Origin of the sequence: Streptomyces nanshensis (genome assembly GCF_001751255.1) — a bacterium.
Lineage (GTDB): Bacteria > Actinomycetota > Actinomycetes > Streptomycetales > Streptomycetaceae > Streptomyces > Streptomyces nanshensis_A.
The window spans coordinates 20,596-37,438 of the sequence record NZ_LJGW01000257.1 but is presented as its reverse complement, the minus strand read 5'-3'; the positions used below and the strand labels follow the sequence as shown (position 1 = coordinate 37,438).

The window sequence follows — 16,843 nt, the reverse complement described above, 5'->3', positions numbered from 1 at the left end:
GCTTTTCCTCCGTTCCCTTCCGTTACCAGACGTAGGCGAGGACTTCCCCGCCCACGCCCTTCTTCTGTGCCTGCTGGCCGGTGAGCAGTCCGTAGGAGGTGGAGATGATCGCCACTCCCAGGCCGCCGAGCACCTTGGGCAGGTTGGTGGACTTCGCGTAGACCCGCAGGCCCGGCTTCGAGATCCGCTTGATGCCGGCGATGGAACGCTCGCGGTTCGGCCCGAACTTCAGCTCCAGCACGAGGCTCTTGCCGACCAGGGCGTCCTCGGTCTTCCAGCCGGTGATGTAGCCCTCCTGCTGCAGGATCTCCGCGATGTGCGACTTGATCTTGCTGTGGGGCATCTCGACGGAGTCGTGGTACGCCGAGTTCGCGTTCCGCAGACGCGTCAGCATGTCCGCGATCGGATCGGTCATTGTCATGTGATGGCCTTCGGCCTCTCTCGCCGGGGTTTCCTGTATGCGCCCTCCTTCTCCCCGTACCGGGACGGGACAGGTGGGGCGCGGGGACCTACGGCGTAGTAAGACGGTCATGGACGGCGGGCGGCCGGCGCGGCTGCTGCGAGAGCAGTGCGGCGGACACCCGTCGGCCTTGATGCACTTACCGAGAGCCCTGGTTGACCCGTGTCCGCTCGCCCCCCGCGGTGGAGGGCGGGCGACGGGTTACCAGGAGCTCTTGGTGACGCCCGGCAGCTCGCCACGGTGCGCCATCTGACGAAGGCACACGCGGCACAGGCCGAACTTGCGGTAGACGGAGTGCGGACGGCCGCAACGCTGGCAGCGCGTGTACGCGCGGACCGCGAACTTGGGCTTGCGGGCGGCCTTGGAGATCAGGGCCTTCTTAGCCATGGTCAGTTCTCCTTGAACGGGAAGCCGAGGTGACGAAGCAGGGCCCGGCCCTCGTCGTCGTTGGTCGCCGTGGTGACCACGGTGATGTCCATGCCCCGGACCCGGTCGATCTTGTCCTGGTCGATCTCGTGGAACATGACCTGCTCCGTGAGACCGAAGGTGTAGTTGCCCCGCCCGTCGAACTGCTTCGGCGACAGACCGCGGAAGTCGCGGATGCGCGGCAGCGCGAGGGACAGCAGGCGGTCCAGGAACTCCCACATCCGGTCGCCGCGCAGCGTGACGTGCGCGCCGATCGGCATGCCCTCACGCAGCTTGAACTGCGCGATGGACTTGCGGGCCTTCGTCACCGCCGGCTTCTGACCGGTGATCGTGGCGAGGTCCTTGATGGCACCGTCCATCAACTTGGAGTCGCGGGCGGCGTCGCCCACACCCATGTTGACCACGATCTTGGTCAGGCCGGGCACCTGCATGACGTTCTCGTACGTGAACTCGTCCTGCAGCTTGCCCTTGACCTCGGAGCGGTAGCGCTGCTTGAGGCGCGGGGCTTCAGTGGTGGCAGTCATCAGATGTCCTCACCGGTCCGCTTGGCAACGCGGATCTTGTTGCCGTCGTCGTCGAAGCGGTACCCGACGCGGGTGACGACCTTGTTGCCGTCCTTCTCCACCACGAGCTGCACGTTGCTCACGTGGACCGGAGCCTCGGTCGTCACGATCCCGCCGGTCTTCGAACCACGGGCGGTCTGGCCGGCCTTGGTGTGCTTCTTGACCCGGTTGACACCCTCGACCAGGACGCGGTCCTCGCGGGGGTAGGCCACGATGACCTTGCCCTGCTTGCCCTTGTCCTTGCCGGTGATGACCTGGACCAGGTCGCCCTTCTTGATCTTCATCGTCACAGCACCTCCGGCGCGAGCGAGATGATCTTCATGAACTTCTTCTCGCGCAGCTCCCGGCCGACCGGGCCGAAGATGCGGGTGCCGCGGGGGTCACCGTCGTTCTTGAGGATGACCGCCGCGTTCTCGTCGAAGCGGATGTACGAGCCGTCGGGCCGGCGGCGCTCCTTGACGGTGCGCACGATGACGGCCTTGACGATGTCGCCCTTCTTCACGTTCCCGCCCGGGATCGCGTCCTTGACGGTAGCGACGACGACGTCACCGACGCCCGCGTAGCGCCGGCCCGAACCGCCGAGCACACGGATGGTGAGAATCTCCTTCGCACCCGTGTTGTCGGCGACGCGCAGCCGGGACTCCTGCTGGATCACGTCTATCTCCTGATCGTCTGCCGGTTCCCGGCAGGGTCACATCCCGTGCGGGACGTGCCCTGCCGAGCCTGGCGGAACTGTCCTGGGGGTCCCCAGGCTGATTGCCAAGCCAATTCCCTTGCGGAACTGCTTACTTCGCCTTCTCGAGGATCTCGACGATGCGCCAGCGCTTGGTCGCGGACAGCGGCCGGGTCTCCATGAGGAGTACGCGGTCGCCGACCCCGGCGGCGTTCTGCTCGTCGTGAGCCTTGAGCTTGTTGGTACGGCGGATGACCTTGCCGTACAGCGCGTGCTTGACGCGGTCCTCGACGGCGACGACGACGGTCTTGTCCATCTTGTCGCTGACGACCAGACCCTCGCGGGTCTTGCGGAAGCCGCGCTCCTGCTTCGTCTCTGTCACATTCGTCTCGCTCATCAGGCGCTCTCCACCGTCTCGATGCCCAGCTCACGCTCACGCATCAGGGTGTAGATCCGGGCGATGTCCTTACGGACGGCCTTCAGCCGGCCGTGATTCTCCAACTGCCCGGTCGCCGCCTGGAAGCGGAGGTTGAACAGCTCTTCCTTGGACTCGCGAAGCTTGCCGAGAAGCTCCTCGTCGCCCAGCTCACGCAGCTCGGTGGCCTTCGTGCCGGCCGCCATCACGACTCACCTGCCTCGCGCCGAACGATCCGGCACTTCATCGGAAGCTTGTGGGCGGCGCGGGTGAGCGCCTCCTTGGCAATCTTCTCGTTCGGGTAGGACAGCTCGAACATCACCCGTCCCGGCTTGACGTTCGCGATCCACCACTCCGGAGAGCCCTTGCCGGAACCCATGCGGGTCTCGGCGGGCTTCTTCGTCAGCGGGCGGTCCGGGTAGATGTTGATCCACACCTTGCCGCCACGCTTGATGTGACGGGTCATGGAGATACGAGCTGCCTCGATCTGCCGGTTCGTCACGTACGCCGCGGTGACGGCCTGGATGCCGTACTCGCCGAACGAGACTTCGGTGCCACCCTTGGCCATGCCCGTGCGCTTCGGGTGGTGCTGCTTACGGTGCTTGACCCTGCGCGGGATAAGCATGGCGGTCAGCCCTCCTTCCCGGCAGCGCCGGGCTCTGCGGCCGCAGCGGCGGGCGCCGCCGCCTCGGCCTTGGGGGCCTCGGCGGGTGCGTTCTGCTGCTGCGGCTTGCGGCCGCGGCCGCCGCGCTCGCCACCACGACGGGGGCGGTCGCTGCCGCCACCGCGGGACGGGCGGTTGCCCGCACGTGCGGCGGCGTTCTCGGCGCGGACCTCAGCGATGTTCTTGACGTCACCCTTGTAGATCCAGACCTTCACGCCGATACGGCCGAAGGTGGTCCTGGCCTCGAAGAAGCCGTAGTCGACGTTCGCGCGGAGCGTGTGCAGGGGCACGCGGCCCTCGCGGTAGAACTCCGAGCGGGACATCTCGGCGCCGCCGAGGCGGCCACCGCACTGGATCTTGATGCCCTTCGCGCCCGCCTTCATCGTCGTCTGCATGCTCTTGCGCATGGCACGGCGGAAGGAGACGCGGGAGGAGAGCTGCTCGGCGACGGCCTGGGCCACCAACTGCGCATCCGTCTCGGGGTTCTTGACCTCGAGGATGTTGAACTGGATCTGCTTGCCGGTCAGCTTCTCCAGGTTGCCCCGGAGCCTGTCTGCCTCGGCGCCGCGGCGGCCGATGACGATGCCGGGACGTGCGGTGTGCACGTCGACACGTACGCGGTCACGGGTGCGCTCGATCTCCACCTTGGAGATGCCGGCCCGCTCCATGCCCTGCGTGAGCATCTTGCGGATCGCGACGTCTTCCTTGATGTAGTCCTTGTAGAGCTTGTCGGCGTACCAACGCGACTTGAAGTCGGTGGTGATGCCGAGGCGGAACCCGTGCGGGTTTACCTTCTGGCCCATTACCGGGTTCCTTCCTTGCTGCTCACGACCACCGTGATGTGGCTCGTCCGCTTGCGGATCCGGTAGGCGCGGCCCTGGGCGCGCGGACGGAAACGCTTCAGGGTCGGGCCCTCGTCGACGTACGCCTCGGAGATGACGAGGCTGTCGGCGTCCGTGTGGTCGTAGTTGTGTGCGGCATTGGCGATGGCGCTGTCCAGCACCTTGCCCACCGGCACGCTCGCGGCCTGCGGGGCGAAGCGCAGGACCGCCTGAGCCTCCGTGGCAGGCAAGCCACGGACGAGGTCCACCACCCGGCGGGCCTTCATGGGCGTGACGCGCACATAGCGCGCGGAGGCCCTGGCTTCCATGGTTGTCCCTTCGGTGTCAGTCATAGGTCTTCACACCCCGCCATCAGCGACGACGCGACTTGCGGTCGTCCTTGACGTGGCCGCGGAAGGTGCGGGTCGGCGCGAATTCGCCGAGCTTGTGGCCGACCATCGACTCGGTGACGAACACCGGGACGTGCTTGCGGCCGTCGTGTACCGCGATCGTGTGGCCGAGCATGGCCGGGACGATCATCGAGCGGCGGGACCAGGTCTTGATGACGTTCTTGGAGCCCGCGTCGTTCTGCACGTCCACCTTCTTGATCAGGTGGTCGTCGACGAAGGGCCCCTTCTTGAGACTGCGCGGCATCTAAAACCCGCCTCCTAGCGCTTCTTGTTCGTCTTGCGGCGGCGGACGATGTACTTGTTGCTGGCCTTCTTCGGCGAGCGCGTACGCCCCTCCTTCTGACCCCACGGCGAAACCGGGTGGCGGCCACCGGAGGTGCGACCCTCACCACCACCGTGCGGGTGGTCGATCGGGTTCATGACCACGCCGCGGACGGTCGGGCGGACGCCCTTCCAGCGCATGCGGCCGGCCTTGCCCCAGTTGATGTTCGACTGCTCGGCGTTGCCGACCTCGCCGACGGTGGCGCGGCAGCGGACGTCGACCAGGCGGATCTCACCGGACGGCATGCGCAGGTGGGCCATGCGGCCCTCCTTTGCCAGAAGCTGCACCGAAGCACCCGCGGAGCGGGCGAACTTGGCGCCGCCGCCGGGCCGCAGCTCGATCGCGTGGATCGTCGTACCGACGGGGATGTTGCGCAGCGCCAGGTTGTTGCCCGGCTTGATGTCGGCCCCGGGACCGTTCTCCACGCGGCTGCCCTGCGTCAGGCCGGCGGGCGCGAGGATATAGCGCTTCTCGCCGTCGGCGTAGTGCAGCAGCGCGATGCGCGCGGTGCGGTTGGGGTCGTACTCGATGTGCGCGACCTTGGCAGGCACGCCGTCCTTGTCGTGACGACGGAAGTCGATCACGCGGTAGGCGCGCTTGTGGCCGCCGCCCTGGTGGCGAGCGGTCACACGACCGGCGTTGTTACGGCCGCCCTTGCTGTGCAGCGGGCGCACCAGCGACTTCTCCGGCGTGGACCGCGTGATCTCGACGAAGTCGGCGACACTGGCGCCACGACGGCCCGGAGTCGTCGGCTTGTACTTGCGGATACCCATTTCTCAGTCCTCGTCCGATATCGGACGGTCCTGTCTCCGTCAGGAGACCGGACCGCCGAAGATGTCGATTCGGTCGCCCTCGACCAGGGTCACGATGGCGCGCTTGGTGTCGGCGCGCTTGCCGTAACCGGTGCGGGTGCGCTTGCGCTTGCCCTGCCGGTTGAGCGTGTTGACCCCGCTGACCTTGACCGAGAAGACCGCTTCGACGGCCTGCTTGATCTGGGTCTTGTTGGCACGGGGGTCGACGACGAAGGTGTACTTGTTCTCGTCCAGCAGCGCGTAGCTCTTCTCCGAGACCACGGGCTTGATCAAGATGTCCCGGGGGTCCGTGAACGTCTTGCTGACGGGCTGGGCGGCGGACGTCTCGCTCATCAGGCTTCGCTCCCTTCGAGCTCAGTGGTGTCGGCCTTCTGCGGGCCGGTCACGAAGGACTCGAAGGCGGCCTTGGTGAAGACCACGTCGTCCGAGACGAGCACGTCGTACGTGTTGAGCTGGCCCGGCTCCAGGATGTGCACCTGGGGCAGGTTCCGTGCGGAGAGCCAGGCGGTCTCGTCGGCGCGCTCGGCGACCAGGAGCACGTGCTTGCGCTCGCTGATCTTGTTCAGCAGCGTCTTCGCGGCCTTGGTGGAGACCTCGCTCTCCACGACGCCGGAGACGACGTGGACGCGGCCGTGGCGGGCGCGGTCCGAGAGGGCACCGCGCAGCGCGGCGGCCTTCATCTTCTTCGGCGTCCGCTGCGAGTAGTCACGCGGAACGGGGCCGTGGACGACGCCACCGCCGGCGAACTGCGGTGCGCGGGTCGAGCCCTGACGGGCGCGGCCGGTGCCCTTCTGGCGGTACGGCTTCTTGCCGCCGCCGCGGACCTCGCCGCGCGTCTTGGTCTTGTGCGTGCCCTGACGGGCAGCGGCCAGCTGTGCGACGACGACCTGGTGGATCAGCGGAACGCTGACCTGCGCGTCGAAGATCTCCGAGGGGAGCTCGACGGAGCCGTCCTTCTTGCCGGCAGGCGAAAGGATGTCAACGGTAGTCATGGTTTAACCTCAGGCCCCCTTGGCCGCGGTGCGGACCAGGACGAGGCCGCCGTTCGGACCCGGGACAGCGCCCTTGATGAGCAGCAGGCCCTTCTCCGCGTCAACGGCATGGACGGTCAGGTTCTGGGTGGTGACCCGCTCGTTGCCCATGCGGCCGGGCATCCGCGTGCCCTTGAAGACACGGCCGGGCGTGGCACAGCCGCCGATGGCACCGGGCTTGCGGTGGATGCGGTGCGCACCGTGGGAGGCCTTGCCGCCGCGGAAGCCGTGGCGCTTCATGCCGCCGGCGAAGCCCTTGCCCTTGGACTTGCCCGTCACGTCCACCTTGCCGCCCGCCTCGAAGGCGTCGGCGTTGATCTCCTGGCCGGGGCTGTACTCACCGGCGTCGGAGGTACGCAGCTCGACGAGGTGACGGCGGGGAGTGACGTCGGCCTTGGCGAAGTGGCCCTTGAGGGGCTTGTTCACCTTGCGCGGGTCGATCTCGCCGAAGGCGATCTGGACGGCCTCGTAGCCGTCCTTGTCTGCGGTGCGGACCTGGGTCACGACATTGGGCCCGGCCTTGACGACGGTCACGGGAACGACGCGGTTCTTGTCGTCCCAGACCTGGGTCATGCCGAGCTTCTCGCCCAGGACGCCCTTGATCTGCTTAGCCATCTTCTTCCCGCACCCCTCAGAGCTTGATCTCGATGTCGACGCCGGCCGGAAGGTCCAGGCGCATCAGCGAGTCAACGGTCTTGGGCGTCGGGTCGAGGATGTCGATCAGACGCTTGTGGGTGCGCATCTCGAAGTGCTCGCGCGCGTCCTTGTACTTGTGCGGCGACTTGATGACGCAGTACACGTTCTTCTCAGTGGGCAGCGGCACCGGGCCTGCGACCGACGCGCCCGTGCGCGTCACCGTCTCGACGATCTTCTTCGCGGAGTTGTCGATGACCTCGTGGTCGTAGGCCTTGAGCCGGATGCGGATCTTCTGTCCCGCCATGGCTACTTCGTAGTCCTGTCTCTCGTAACGCTCTGGAACCCATGGGTGCCGTCCTCCTCGACCTTCCGACCCACGCGGTCGGGCGTGTCGTAACCCTTCCCGCAACGAACCGCGGAGGTTTCTCTCGAGAGAAAGGATTCGGGGGTACGGACCCACCGGGTGCCTGGCTGGAAGCCCCTCCTGCACTTCCCGGAAGATTCCCGTACTTCCGCTCCTGATAAGGAGCGACGAATACGCTGGGACTCGCTTCCGGTCCTCCCGGCGGGAGGCGCACAGCATCGGCACTCAACCGAGCAACCTGGACAGTGTGCCATAAGGCGTTTGGCGCACGCCAATCGGGGCGGCCGCCTTGCGGGGCCTGCCGGAGCGCTCACCTGCCGGTCAGGCTGCCCGGCCCGCAACGGCCTCAATCACACGTGGCGTTGAGCACTCCGCGCGCGAGCCGCATTCGCGGACGTCCCCGTGCGTCAACGACGTGCACATCTCGATGCCCGATGGTGTGAGCGCGCGGGTCCCCTGGCACCGGCGCACCCGCGCCCGTTCGCCGCCGCTGCCGTCACGACTCCACCCGCTCCGCGGTCCGGAACGTACGCCGGTACGCGAGCGGTGCGACGCCGATCGCCGCCTGGAGGTGCTGGCGCAGCGACGCTGCCGTCGCGAACCCCGCCCGTACCGCGACCTGGTCCACGGAGAGATCGCTGCTCTCCAGCAACTGCCGGGCCCTGACGACCCGCTGCTGGATCACCCACCGGCCCGGGCTCATCCCCACCTCGTCGCGGAACCTCCGGGCGAACGTCCGCAGGCTCATCTGCGCGTGCGCCGCCAAGTCGGCCATCGTCAGCGGCAGATGGAGCCGCTCCAGCGCCCACTGCCGGGTCGCGGACGTGCCGGCCGCCGCAGCCGCGGGCACGGGATGCTCGATGTACTGCGCCTGACCGCCGTCCCGCCACGGCGGTACGACACACAGGCGTGCCACCCGGTTCGCCAGCTCCGCGCCGTGGTCGTTGCGTACGACGTGCAGACAGACGTCCATGCCGGAGGCGGCCCCTGCCGAGGTCAGCACGTCCCCGTCGTCGATGAACAGCACGTCCGCGTCCAGGTCGACGGCCGGGAAGAGGCGGCGGAATTCCGCGGCCAGCGCCCAGTGCGTGGTGGCCCTGCGGCCGTCGAGGCGGCCGGTCGCGGCGAGCGCGAAGGCGCCCGTGCAGATGGACACCGTGCGGGCGCCGGGCGGTATCAGCTCGAAGGCGCGGAGGACCCGTGCGGGAAGCTCGGCCGTGGCCTGCCGCAGGTCGAAGGGCGGGATCACCACCGTGTCGGCCGTGGTGAGCGCGTCCGGGCCGTGCCCGACGTCCACCGCGAAGTCGGAGTCGCTCGGTACGGGACGTCCGTCCACGCTGCACGTGACCACCTCGTAGCGTCCGTCGGCGGACCCGAACACCCGGTGGGGGATGCCGAGTTCGAAGGGATAGACGCCGTCGAGGGCCAGGACCACCACGCGATGCATGGCACGATCCTAGCGAATGCTGGCAATCCTGCCATTGCCGAGTGCGACGGGTCAGGTCAGCCTTGACGTATGAGACAAACCGACACATCGGGCGCCGCGAGCGTCATGCGCGCCATCAGCCAAGACGAGCTGGGCGACCCCGCCGTACTGAAGGAAGTGGAACTGGAGCGGCCGCAGCCGGGCCCCAGCGAGGTCTTGGTCCAGGTGCGCGCCGCCGGCCTCAACCCGACGGACTGGAAGCACCGGCGGTACGGCGCCTTCCTGGGCAACCCGCCGTTCGTCCTCGGCTGGGACGTCTCCGGGGTGGTCGAGGCGACGGGGCTCGGCGTCACCGTGCACAAGCCGGGCGACGAGGTGTTCGGGATGCTGCCCTATCCGTACGGCGTGGGATCGCACGCCGAGTACGTCCGCGCCCCGGCGCGTGCGCTGGTACGTAAGCCGGAGCAGCTCAGCCATGTACAGGCGGGAGCGCTGCCGCTCGCGGGACTGACCGCCTGGCAGGCGCTCGTCGACACCGCGGGCCTGCGTGCCGGACAGCGGGTGCTGATCCACGCGGCGGCCGGCGGCGTCGGACATCTGGCCGTGCAGATCGCCAAGGCCCGGGGCGCACATGTGACGGGAACGGCCAGTTCCGGCAAGCACGCGATGCTGCGCGAGCTGGGGACCGACGAGCTGATCGACTACCGCGAGACCGACTTCGCCGACGCGGCCCGCGACATGGACGTCGTGTTCGACACCGTCGGCGGCGCCGACCACCGCACTCGCTCGCTGCGTACGCTCCGCTCGGGCGGCACGCTCGTCTCGATCCTCCTGGAGGAGCCCGCGGCGCTGGCGGACGAGGCGGCGCGGCTCGGCGTACGCGGCGAGGTGATGCTCGTCGAGGCCGACCAGGCGGGCATGAGCGCCGTCGCCGCGCTGGCCGAGACGGGCAGGCTCCGCCCGGTCGTCGCCGGCACGTTCGCGCTGGCCGACGCGGCGAAGGCGCATGAGGCCGGGGAGACCGGGCGTACGGCCGGGAAGCTGGTGCTCGATCTCGGCTGAACCGGCTGAACCGGCCCGGTCGGACCCGTCGCCCGGCGGCGGAGTCAGCCCGCCACGGACGCGGGGGACGCCGGTGACTCCGAGAACGTAGGGGCCACGGCGGCGCGCGGCCCACGCACCGTGCCGCCGCCGGGCACCGGCTCCGACGCGTCAGAGCCGCGCCCCACGATCCGGTTGTCCGCGTCGACGTGGACCACCGCGGGGCGCAGCGCCCGCGCCTCCGCGTCGTCGACCTGGGCGTAGCTGATCAGGATCACCAGGTCTCCGGGGTGTACGAGATGGGCCGCCGCTCCGTTGACGCCGATGACGCCCGAGCCGCGCTCGCCCTCGATGACGTACGTCTCCAGGCGCGAGCCGTTGGTGATGTCGACGATGTGGACGAGTTCGCCGGGCAACAGGTCGGCGGCGTCCATGAGTTCGGCGTCGACGGTGACCGACCCCACGTAGTGCAGATCGGCCTCGGTCACGGTGGCCCGGTGGATCTTGGACTTGAACATGGTGCGCTGCATGGCGTCGCTCCTGGGCGAAGAGGGTCGCGCCCCCAGGTCGGGGTGCGCGCCGGCCCGTCCATCGTAGGGCCACGGCGAAACGACCGAAGATCCGTACGTCCGCCACGGTCGGGTCTCCGCCTCCCCCGCGCCCGTACGACGGCCGCAGCCGCCCGCGGACACACACCGGCCCATGCCGTGGTCGTGAACTCACGGCATGGGCCGGGCCGTTCGCCCGCGGTCAGCTCTTCTTGACGGCGGAGATCTCGAATTCGAGCGTCACCTTGTCGCTCACCAGCAGACCGCCGGTCTCCAGCGGGGCGTTCCAACTCACGCCGAAATCCTGGCGGTTGATCGTGGTGCTGCCCTCGAGCCCGATCCGGCTGTTGCCGAAGGGGTCGGTCGCCTGGCCCTCGAAGGAGAGCGGAATGGTGACCGACCGGGTCACGCCCTTGATCGTGAGGTCGCCGGTGACCTCGAACGCGTCGTCCCCGTCCTGCCGGACGCCGGTGGACCGGAAGGTGATCTCCGGGTATTCGTCCATCTTCAGGAAGTCGTTGCTCCGCAGATGCCCGTCGCGGTCGGCATTACGGGTGTCGATGCTCTCGGCCTTGATGACCAGTTCCACCGAGGACTGCTCGGGCTTCTCACCGTCGATGTGGGCGGTGCCGGTGAACTCGTTGAAGGCGCCGCGGACTTTGGTCACCATCGCGTGGCGGGCGACGAAGCCGATGCGCGTGTGGGTCGGGTCGAGCTCGTAGTCACCGGTCAGCTTGGCGTAGTCGGTCGCGGTGGTCATGGCGTTCCCTCCGGGGTTGACGGTGCTTGCACCCCTGCCAACCTCGTTGAACGCTGAACTATTCCGCGCGCGACCCGTACTTTCCGACGTCTTCCGCACGGGATCCCGGCCCGTCCGCACAGCGCAGAGGGCCCGCACGACCGGAGTCGTACGGGCCCTCTCCCCCGGCCGAAGCCGGAGCAACGCTCAACGCGTCAAGGTCACTTGACGATCTTGGTGACCTGGCCGGCGCCCACGGTACGGCCACCCTCACGGATGGCGAACTTGAGGCCCTCTTCCATCGCGACGGGCTGGATGAGCTGGACGCTCATCTCGGTGTTGTCGCCCGGCATGACCATCTCGGTGCCCTCGGGGAGGGTCACGACGCCGGTCACGTCGGTGGTACGGAAGTAGAACTGCGGGCGGTAGTTGTTGAAGAACGGGGTGTGCCGGCCGCCCTCGTCCTTCGACAGGATGTACGCCTGACCCTCGAACTCCGTGTGCGGAGTGACCGAACCCGGCTTGATGATGACCTGGCCGCGCTCGACGTCCTCGCGCTTGATACCGCGAAGCAGCAGACCGACGTTCTCACCGGCCTGGCCCTCGTCGAGGAGCTTGCGGAACATCTCGATGCCGGTGACGGTCGTCGAGGTCTTGGTGTCCTTGATGCCGATGATGTCGACGTTCTCGTTGACCTTCAGCACACCGCGCTCGATACGGCCGGTGACGACCGTACCGCGACCGGTGATGGTGAAGACGTCCTCGATCGGCATCAGGAACGGCTTCTCGACGTCGCGCTCCGGGTTCGGAATCGCGTCGTCGACGGCGTCCATCAGCTTGGCGACCGAGTCGGCCCACTCCGCGTCGCCCTCAAGGGCCTTGAGCGCCGAGACCTTGACGACCGGAACCTCGTCGCCCGGGAACTCGTACTCCGAGAGCAGCTCACGGACCTCGAGCTCGACGAGCTCCATGATCTCCTCGTCGTCCACCATGTCCGCCTTGTTGAGGGCGACCACGATGTACGGAACGCCGACCTGGCGGGCCAGGAGGACGTGCTCCTTGGTCTGCGGCATCGGGCCGTCGGTGGCGGCGACCACGAGGATCGCGCCGTCCATCTGCGCGGCACCGGTGATCATGTTCTTGATGTAGTCCGCGTGACCCGGGCAGTCCACGTGCGCGTAGTGACGGTTCTCCGTCTGGTACTCGACGTGCGCGATCGAGATCGTGATTCCGCGCTGGCGCTCTTCCGGCGCCTTGTCGATGTTCTCGAACGCGGAAGCCTCGTTCAGCTCCGGGTACTTGTCGTGCAGCACCTTGGTGATCGCCGCGGTAAGAGTCGTCTTACCGTGGTCGATGTGACCGATGGTGCCGATGTTGACGTGCGGCTTAGTCCGCTCGAACTTCGCCTTCGCCACTGGGGTCCTCCTGTGGACTGGTGCTGTACACCCTCCACATTCTGCGGAGGGGTTCAGATGGTCGATAGAACCGGTCAGGACCCCGAGGGGGATGCCCTTGACCAGTTCGCTTGGGGGCTGGCGGCGGGGACTTCGGCACAGAACGCCGGATCAGATCCGTACGGTCTGCACCGAAGTGCCCCGAATGCCTTTGCTCCAGCCTAATGGGTGAGCAACGCGGTGTTACTCGCCCTTGGCCTTCGCAATGATCTCCTCGGCGACGCTCCGCGGAACCTCGGCGTAGGAGTCGAACTGCATGGAGTAGTTGGCGCGGCCGGAGGTCTTGCTGCGCAGGTCTCCGACGTAACCGAACATCTCCGACAGCGGGACCAGGCCGGTGACGAGCTTGGCGCCACTCCTGTCGTCCATGGACTGAACCTGGCCACGACGGGAGTTGATGTCGCCGATCACATCGCCCATGTACTCCTCGGGCGTGGTGACTTCGACCTTCATCATCGGCTCCAGCAGGGCCGGGCTCGCCTTCCGCGCGGCGTCCTTGAACGCCATGGAACCGGCGATCTTGAACGCCATCTCCGAGGAGTCGACGTCGTGGAAGGCACCGTCGAGCAGCGTCACGCGGACGCCGGTCAGCGGGTAACCCGCCAGCACACCGAACTCCATGGCCTCCTGGCAGCCGGCGTCCACGGACGGGATGTACTCCCGCGGGATGCGGCCACCGGTGACCTGGTTGACGAACTCGTAGCCGTCACCTTCGAGCGGCTCGACAGAGATCTGCACCTTCGCGAACTGACCGGAACCACCGGTCTGCTTCTTGTGGGTGTAGTCGACCTTGTCGACCGTCTTGCGGAGCGACTCTCGGTACGCCACCTGCGGCTTGCCGACGTTGGCCTCGACCTTGAACTCGCGCTTCATGCGGTCGACCAGCACGTCCAAGTGCAGCTCGCCCATGCCCGCGATGATCGTCTGGCCGGTCTCCTCGTCGGTCTTGACCTGGAAGGACGGGTCCTCCTCGGCCAGCCGCTGGATCGCGACGCCCAACTTCTCCTGGTCGCCCTTGGACTTGGGCTCGATCGCGACCTCGATCACGGGAGCCGGGAACTCCATCGACTCCAGGATCACCGGGTTGCTCGCGTCGCAGAGGGTCTCGCCGGTGGTGGTCTGCTTCAGACCCATGACGGCGACGATGTCGCCGGCACCCACCGACTCGATCTCCTCACGCTTGTTCGCGTGCATCCGGTAGATCTTGCCGATGCGCTCCTTCTTGCCCTTCACCGAGTTCATCACCTGCGAGCCGGTCTCCAGCCTGCCGGAGTAGACCCGGATGAAGGTGAGCTTGCCCAGGTGCGGGTCGCTCGCGATCTTGAACGCGAGGGCCGACATGGGCTCCTGCTCGGACGGCTTCCGCGTCAGGACCTCTTCCGGGTCCTTCGTGGAGTGCCCCTCGATCGCCTCGACGTCCAGCGGGGACGGGAGGTAGCGGGCGATGGCGTCGAGCAGGGGCTGAACACCCTTGTTCTTGAACGCCGTTCCGCAGAAGACGGGGGTCACGGTGGTGGTGCCCTCGGCGCCGGTGGAAGCGAGGGTGATGCGGCGGATCGCCGCGTAGAGCTGGTCCTCGGTGGGCTCCTGGCCCTCGAGGTACAGCTCCATCATCTCCTCGTCGTTCTCCGCGACGGCCTCGAGCAGATTGCCGCGCCACTCGTCGGCAGCCTCGGCGTGCGTGGCCGGGATGTCGACGGTCTCGTACATCTCGCCCATCTTCGCCTCGGGCGACCAGACCATCGCCTTCATGCTGACGAGGTCGACGACGCCCTTGAAGTCCGCCTCGGTCCCGATCGGGATCTGCATGACGAGCGGCACCGCGCCGAGGCGGTCCACGATCATGTCGACGCAGCGGTGGAACTCCGCGCCGGTGCGGTCCAGTTTGTTGACGAAACAGATGCGCGGCACGCCGTAGCGGTCCGCCTGACGCCAGACGGTCTCGGACTGCGGCTCGACGCCGGCCACGCCGTCGAACACCGTCACTGCACCGTCGAGCACACGCAGCGCACGCTCCACCTCGACGGTGAAGTCGACGTGGCCGGGAGTGTCGATGATGTTGATGGTGTAGTCGACGTCGTTGAGCGGCCAGTGAGTGGTCGTCGCGGCAGACGTGATGGTGATGCCGCGCTCCTGCTCCTGGGCCATCCAGTCCATCGTGGCAGCGCCGTCGTGGACCTCACCGATCTTGTAGCTGCGACCGGTGTAGAACAGGATCCGCTCGGTGGTCGTCGTCTTGCCCGCGTCGATGTGGGCCATGATCCCGATGTTCCGGACCTTGGCCAGGTCAAGTGAAGTGGTAGCCATAAGGCTTCAGTCTTCTCTCGGTCTCGATGGGGTCTGCGACTACCAGCGGTAGTGCGCGAAGGCCTTGTTGGACTCGGCCATCTTGTGGGTGTCCTCGCGCTTCTTCACGGCGGCGCCGAGCCCGTTGGAGGCGTCGAGCAGCTCGTTCAGCAGACGCTCGGTCATGGTCTTCTCGCGGCGGGCGCGGGAGTACCCCACGATCCAGCGCAGCGCGAGCGTGGAGGAACGGCCGGGGCGGACCTCGACCGGAACCTGGTAGGTGGCGCCACCGACGCGCCGCGAGCGGACCTCGAGGGTCGGCTTGACGTTCTCCAGCGCGCGCTTGAGGGTGATGACCGGGTCGTTGCCGGTCTTCTCCCGCAGACCCTCCATGGCGCCGTAGACGATGCGCTCCGCGGTGGAGCGCTTGCCGTTCAGCAGCACCTTGTTGATGAGGGAGGTCACCAGAGGAGAACCGTAGACCGGGTCGATGATGACCGGGCGCTTCGGGGCGGGGCCCTTACGAGGCATGCTTACTTCTCCTTCTTGGCGCCGTAGCGGCTGCGAGCCTGCTTGCGGTTCTTGACGCCCTGCGTGTCGAGGGAGCCGCGGATGATCTTGTAGCGAACACCCGGCAGGTCCTTCACACGGCCGCCGCGCACGAGCACGATGGAGTGCTCCTGGAGGTTGTGGCCCTCACCCGGAATGTAGGCGGTGACCTCGATCCCGCTGGTCAGACGCACACGCGCGACCTTACGCAGGGCCGAGTTCGGCTTCTTCGGGGTGGTGGTGAAAACACGCGTGCAGACGCCGCGACGCTGAGGGGAACCCTCGAGTGCCGGCGTCTTGTTCTTCTCGACCTTGTCCTGCCGGCCCTTCCGGACCAGCTGCTGGATCGTAGGCACCGTTTCTCCGGTTTCTGTGTGCCGTCTCGGTAAAGCTAACCTGGGCCACGCTCCCGACCCACGAGGTCGGGTGTGTCGAAAGCTGCAGAGATCCGCGCGAAGGCGAAAGGCCCCTCGAGGTGAGAAGCATGCAGATCCGGGGCCTCCGTCCGCACTTCCCGAGCGTCTGATCCGCTTACGAGAGCGCAGGGGGCACCCCAGGCACAAGGTCAGAGCGTACCTATCGCGTCGTCCCCGGTCAAAACAAGCCTCCACGCTGCCCACGGGCCACAGCAGCCCCAGGTCAGCGGCCTCTCGATACGCCCTTCCGACCGCGTTAGACCGAGACGACCAGGGCGGCCAGCCCGGTGAGCATCAGACAGACCCATCCCAGGAGCAGACCGGCGAGTGCCGTTCCCTCTCCCCGCTCTCCCGTACGCCGCATCTCCTGGCGGGCCTTGTGCCCGAGGACGACCGCGGGCGCCGACCCGAGCCAGAAGAGATACGGGGCATGGAGTTCGATGACGAGCGGCACGGCGACCGAGGAGACGATCGGAGCCGCGATGCCGCAGACGAGCGCGGCCATCGCGTTGCTGTTGCGCTGCCTCGGCAGTGCGTACGGAGCGAGCGGCTGCGGCTGGAAGGGCACCAACTGGCCCTGCGCGGCGGGGCGTTGGAAGGTCGGCGGCACGGCGCTGGGCCCGTTGGGCACATCGCTCGTCAACTGCTGCAACTCCTCGACCGTACGCGCTCCGAGAGCACGTCCGGAGCGGTAGTCGTACTCGTCCTTGGTCAGCCGGCCCTCCGCATAGGCAGCCTTGAGTACGTCTCCCGCCCGGTCCCGGTCTGCATTTCCTGCGAGCATCCG

The 16,843-nt window shown here is 67.6% G+C and carries 25 protein-coding genes; 1 reads left to right on the top strand and 24 read right to left on the bottom strand.

Annotated features, from left to right (window positions below; translation table 11 throughout):
- Positions 1-22: 22 nt before the first annotated feature.
- The 17 genes from rpsH to AN218_RS15120 all read right to left on the bottom strand — a co-directional run bounded on the left by rpsH (position 23) and on the right by AN218_RS15120 (position 9,044).
- On the bottom strand, positions 23-421 hold the full coding sequence (gene rpsH / locus AN218_RS15200) for a 30S ribosomal protein S8 (RefSeq protein WP_070017420.1): 399 nt from the start codon (positions 419-421) through the stop codon (positions 23-25).
- 240 nt (positions 422-661) lie between these two features.
- Complete coding sequence (locus AN218_RS15195) at positions 662-847, bottom strand: type Z 30S ribosomal protein S14 (protein WP_070008926.1); 186 nt, start codon at positions 845-847, stop codon at positions 662-664.
- Between the two features lie 2 nt (positions 848-849).
- On the bottom strand, positions 850-1,410 hold the full coding sequence (rplE, locus tag AN218_RS15190) for a 50S ribosomal protein L5 (RefSeq protein ID WP_070017419.1): 561 nt from the start codon (positions 1,408-1,410) through the stop codon (positions 850-852).
- A complete protein-coding gene (gene rplX, locus AN218_RS15185; RefSeq protein ID WP_070008924.1) occupies positions 1,410-1,733 on the bottom strand; it encodes a 50S ribosomal protein L24 in 324 nt (107 codons plus the stop codon). The genes rplE and rplX overlap by 1 nt, the downstream gene beginning before the upstream one ends.
- A gap of 2 nt (positions 1,734-1,735) precedes the next feature.
- On the bottom strand, positions 1,736-2,104 hold the full coding sequence (gene rplN, locus AN218_RS15180; RefSeq protein ID WP_028433256.1) for a 50S ribosomal protein L14: 369 nt from the start codon (positions 2,102-2,104) through the stop codon (positions 1,736-1,738).
- Between the two features lie 130 nt (positions 2,105-2,234).
- Positions 2,235-2,519 carry a 30S ribosomal protein S17 gene (gene rpsQ, locus AN218_RS15175; RefSeq protein WP_070017418.1) on the bottom strand — a complete coding sequence of 95 codons (285 nt, stop codon included), beginning with the start codon at positions 2,517-2,519 and terminating at the stop codon, positions 2,235-2,237.
- Positions 2,519-2,743 (bottom strand): 50S ribosomal protein L29, encoded by a 225-nt coding sequence (rpmC, locus tag AN218_RS15170; RefSeq protein WP_070008922.1) that lies wholly within the window; start codon positions 2,741-2,743, stop codon positions 2,519-2,521. The genes rpsQ and rpmC overlap by 1 nt, the downstream gene beginning before the upstream one ends.
- A complete protein-coding gene (rplP, locus tag AN218_RS15165; RefSeq protein WP_070008921.1) occupies positions 2,743-3,162 on the bottom strand; it encodes a 50S ribosomal protein L16 in 420 nt (139 codons plus the stop codon). The genes rpmC and rplP overlap by 1 nt, the downstream gene beginning before the upstream one ends.
- A gap of 5 nt (positions 3,163-3,167) precedes the next feature.
- Positions 3,168-4,004 carry a 30S ribosomal protein S3 gene (gene rpsC / locus AN218_RS15160; RefSeq protein WP_070017417.1) on the bottom strand — a complete coding sequence of 279 codons (837 nt, stop codon included), beginning with the start codon at positions 4,002-4,004 and terminating at the stop codon, positions 3,168-3,170.
- Positions 4,004-4,351, bottom strand: a complete 348-nt coding sequence (rplV, locus tag AN218_RS15155; protein ID WP_028433865.1) for a 50S ribosomal protein L22 — start codon at positions 4,349-4,351, stop codon at positions 4,004-4,006. Before rplV ends, rpsC begins: the two co-directional genes overlap by 1 nt.
- 43 nt (positions 4,352-4,394) lie before the next feature.
- Complete coding sequence (rpsS, locus tag AN218_RS15150; protein WP_028433250.1) at positions 4,395-4,676, bottom strand: 30S ribosomal protein S19; 282 nt, start codon at positions 4,674-4,676, stop codon at positions 4,395-4,397.
- Positions 4,677-4,690: 14 nt separating this feature from the next.
- The gene (gene rplB, locus AN218_RS15145; RefSeq protein WP_070017416.1) at positions 4,691-5,527 is read right to left on the bottom strand and encodes a 50S ribosomal protein L2; all 837 of its coding nucleotides are present in this window, start codon (positions 5,525-5,527) and stop codon (positions 4,691-4,693) included.
- A gap of 39 nt (positions 5,528-5,566) precedes the next feature.
- Positions 5,567-5,899 carry a 50S ribosomal protein L23 gene (rplW, locus tag AN218_RS15140; protein ID WP_070017415.1) on the bottom strand — a complete coding sequence of 111 codons (333 nt, stop codon included), beginning with the start codon at positions 5,897-5,899 and terminating at the stop codon, positions 5,567-5,569.
- Entirely contained in the window at positions 5,899-6,558 is a 660-nt protein-coding gene (rplD, locus tag AN218_RS15135; RefSeq protein ID WP_070017414.1) for a 50S ribosomal protein L4, read from the bottom strand. Before rplD ends, rplW begins: the two co-directional genes overlap by 1 nt.
- Positions 6,559-6,567: 9 nt before the next feature.
- Positions 6,568-7,212: a 50S ribosomal protein L3 gene (gene rplC, locus AN218_RS15130; RefSeq protein WP_070017413.1), complete on the bottom strand. Its 645-nt coding sequence runs from the start codon at positions 7,210-7,212 to the stop codon at positions 6,568-6,570.
- A gap of 16 nt (positions 7,213-7,228) precedes the next feature.
- Complete coding sequence (gene rpsJ, locus AN218_RS15125; RefSeq protein WP_016909683.1) at positions 7,229-7,537, bottom strand: 30S ribosomal protein S10; 309 nt, start codon at positions 7,535-7,537, stop codon at positions 7,229-7,231.
- Between the two features lie 556 nt (positions 7,538-8,093).
- Positions 8,094-9,044 carry a GlxA family transcriptional regulator gene (locus tag AN218_RS15120; protein WP_070017412.1) on the bottom strand — a complete coding sequence of 317 codons (951 nt, stop codon included), beginning with the start codon at positions 9,042-9,044 and terminating at the stop codon, positions 8,094-8,096.
- Between the two features lie 69 nt (positions 9,045-9,113).
- Between AN218_RS15120 and AN218_RS15115 the strand changes: the two genes are divergently transcribed.
- Positions 9,114-10,085 carry an NADP-dependent oxidoreductase gene (locus AN218_RS15115; RefSeq protein ID WP_070017411.1) on the top strand — a complete coding sequence of 324 codons (972 nt, stop codon included), beginning with the start codon at positions 9,114-9,116 and terminating at the stop codon, positions 10,083-10,085.
- 44 nt (positions 10,086-10,129) lie between these two features.
- On the opposite strand, the gene panD is transcribed toward AN218_RS15115, so the two are convergent.
- The 7 genes from panD to AN218_RS15080 form a co-directional block, all read right to left on the bottom strand.
- Positions 10,130-10,594, bottom strand: coding sequence for an aspartate 1-decarboxylase (gene panD, locus AN218_RS15110; RefSeq protein WP_070017410.1), 465 nt, complete (start codon positions 10,592-10,594; stop codon positions 10,130-10,132).
- 220 nt (positions 10,595-10,814) lie between these two features.
- The gene (locus AN218_RS15105) at positions 10,815-11,372 is read right to left on the bottom strand and encodes a YceI family protein (protein WP_070017409.1); all 558 of its coding nucleotides are present in this window, start codon (positions 11,370-11,372) and stop codon (positions 10,815-10,817) included.
- Between the two features lie 200 nt (positions 11,373-11,572).
- Positions 11,573-12,766 carry an elongation factor Tu gene (tuf, locus tag AN218_RS15100; RefSeq protein WP_070017408.1) on the bottom strand — a complete coding sequence of 398 codons (1,194 nt, stop codon included), beginning with the start codon at positions 12,764-12,766 and terminating at the stop codon, positions 11,573-11,575.
- Between the two features lie 222 nt (positions 12,767-12,988).
- Positions 12,989-15,112 (bottom strand): elongation factor G, encoded by a 2,124-nt coding sequence (gene fusA / locus AN218_RS15095; RefSeq protein ID WP_070017407.1) that lies wholly within the window; start codon positions 15,110-15,112, stop codon positions 12,989-12,991.
- Positions 15,113-15,151: 39 nt separating this feature from the next.
- Complete coding sequence (rpsG, locus tag AN218_RS15090) at positions 15,152-15,622, bottom strand: 30S ribosomal protein S7 (protein ID WP_028433241.1); 471 nt, start codon at positions 15,620-15,622, stop codon at positions 15,152-15,154.
- A 2-nt stretch (positions 15,623-15,624) separates the two neighbouring features.
- A complete protein-coding gene (gene rpsL / locus AN218_RS15085; protein ID WP_003948652.1) occupies positions 15,625-15,996 on the bottom strand; it encodes a 30S ribosomal protein S12 in 372 nt (123 codons plus the stop codon).
- Between the two features lie 316 nt (positions 15,997-16,312).
- A complete protein-coding gene (locus tag AN218_RS15080) occupies positions 16,313-16,840 on the bottom strand; it encodes a DUF1707 and DUF4190 domain-containing protein (RefSeq protein ID WP_070017442.1) in 528 nt (175 codons plus the stop codon).
- Between the last annotated feature and the right edge of the window lie 3 nt (positions 16,841-16,843).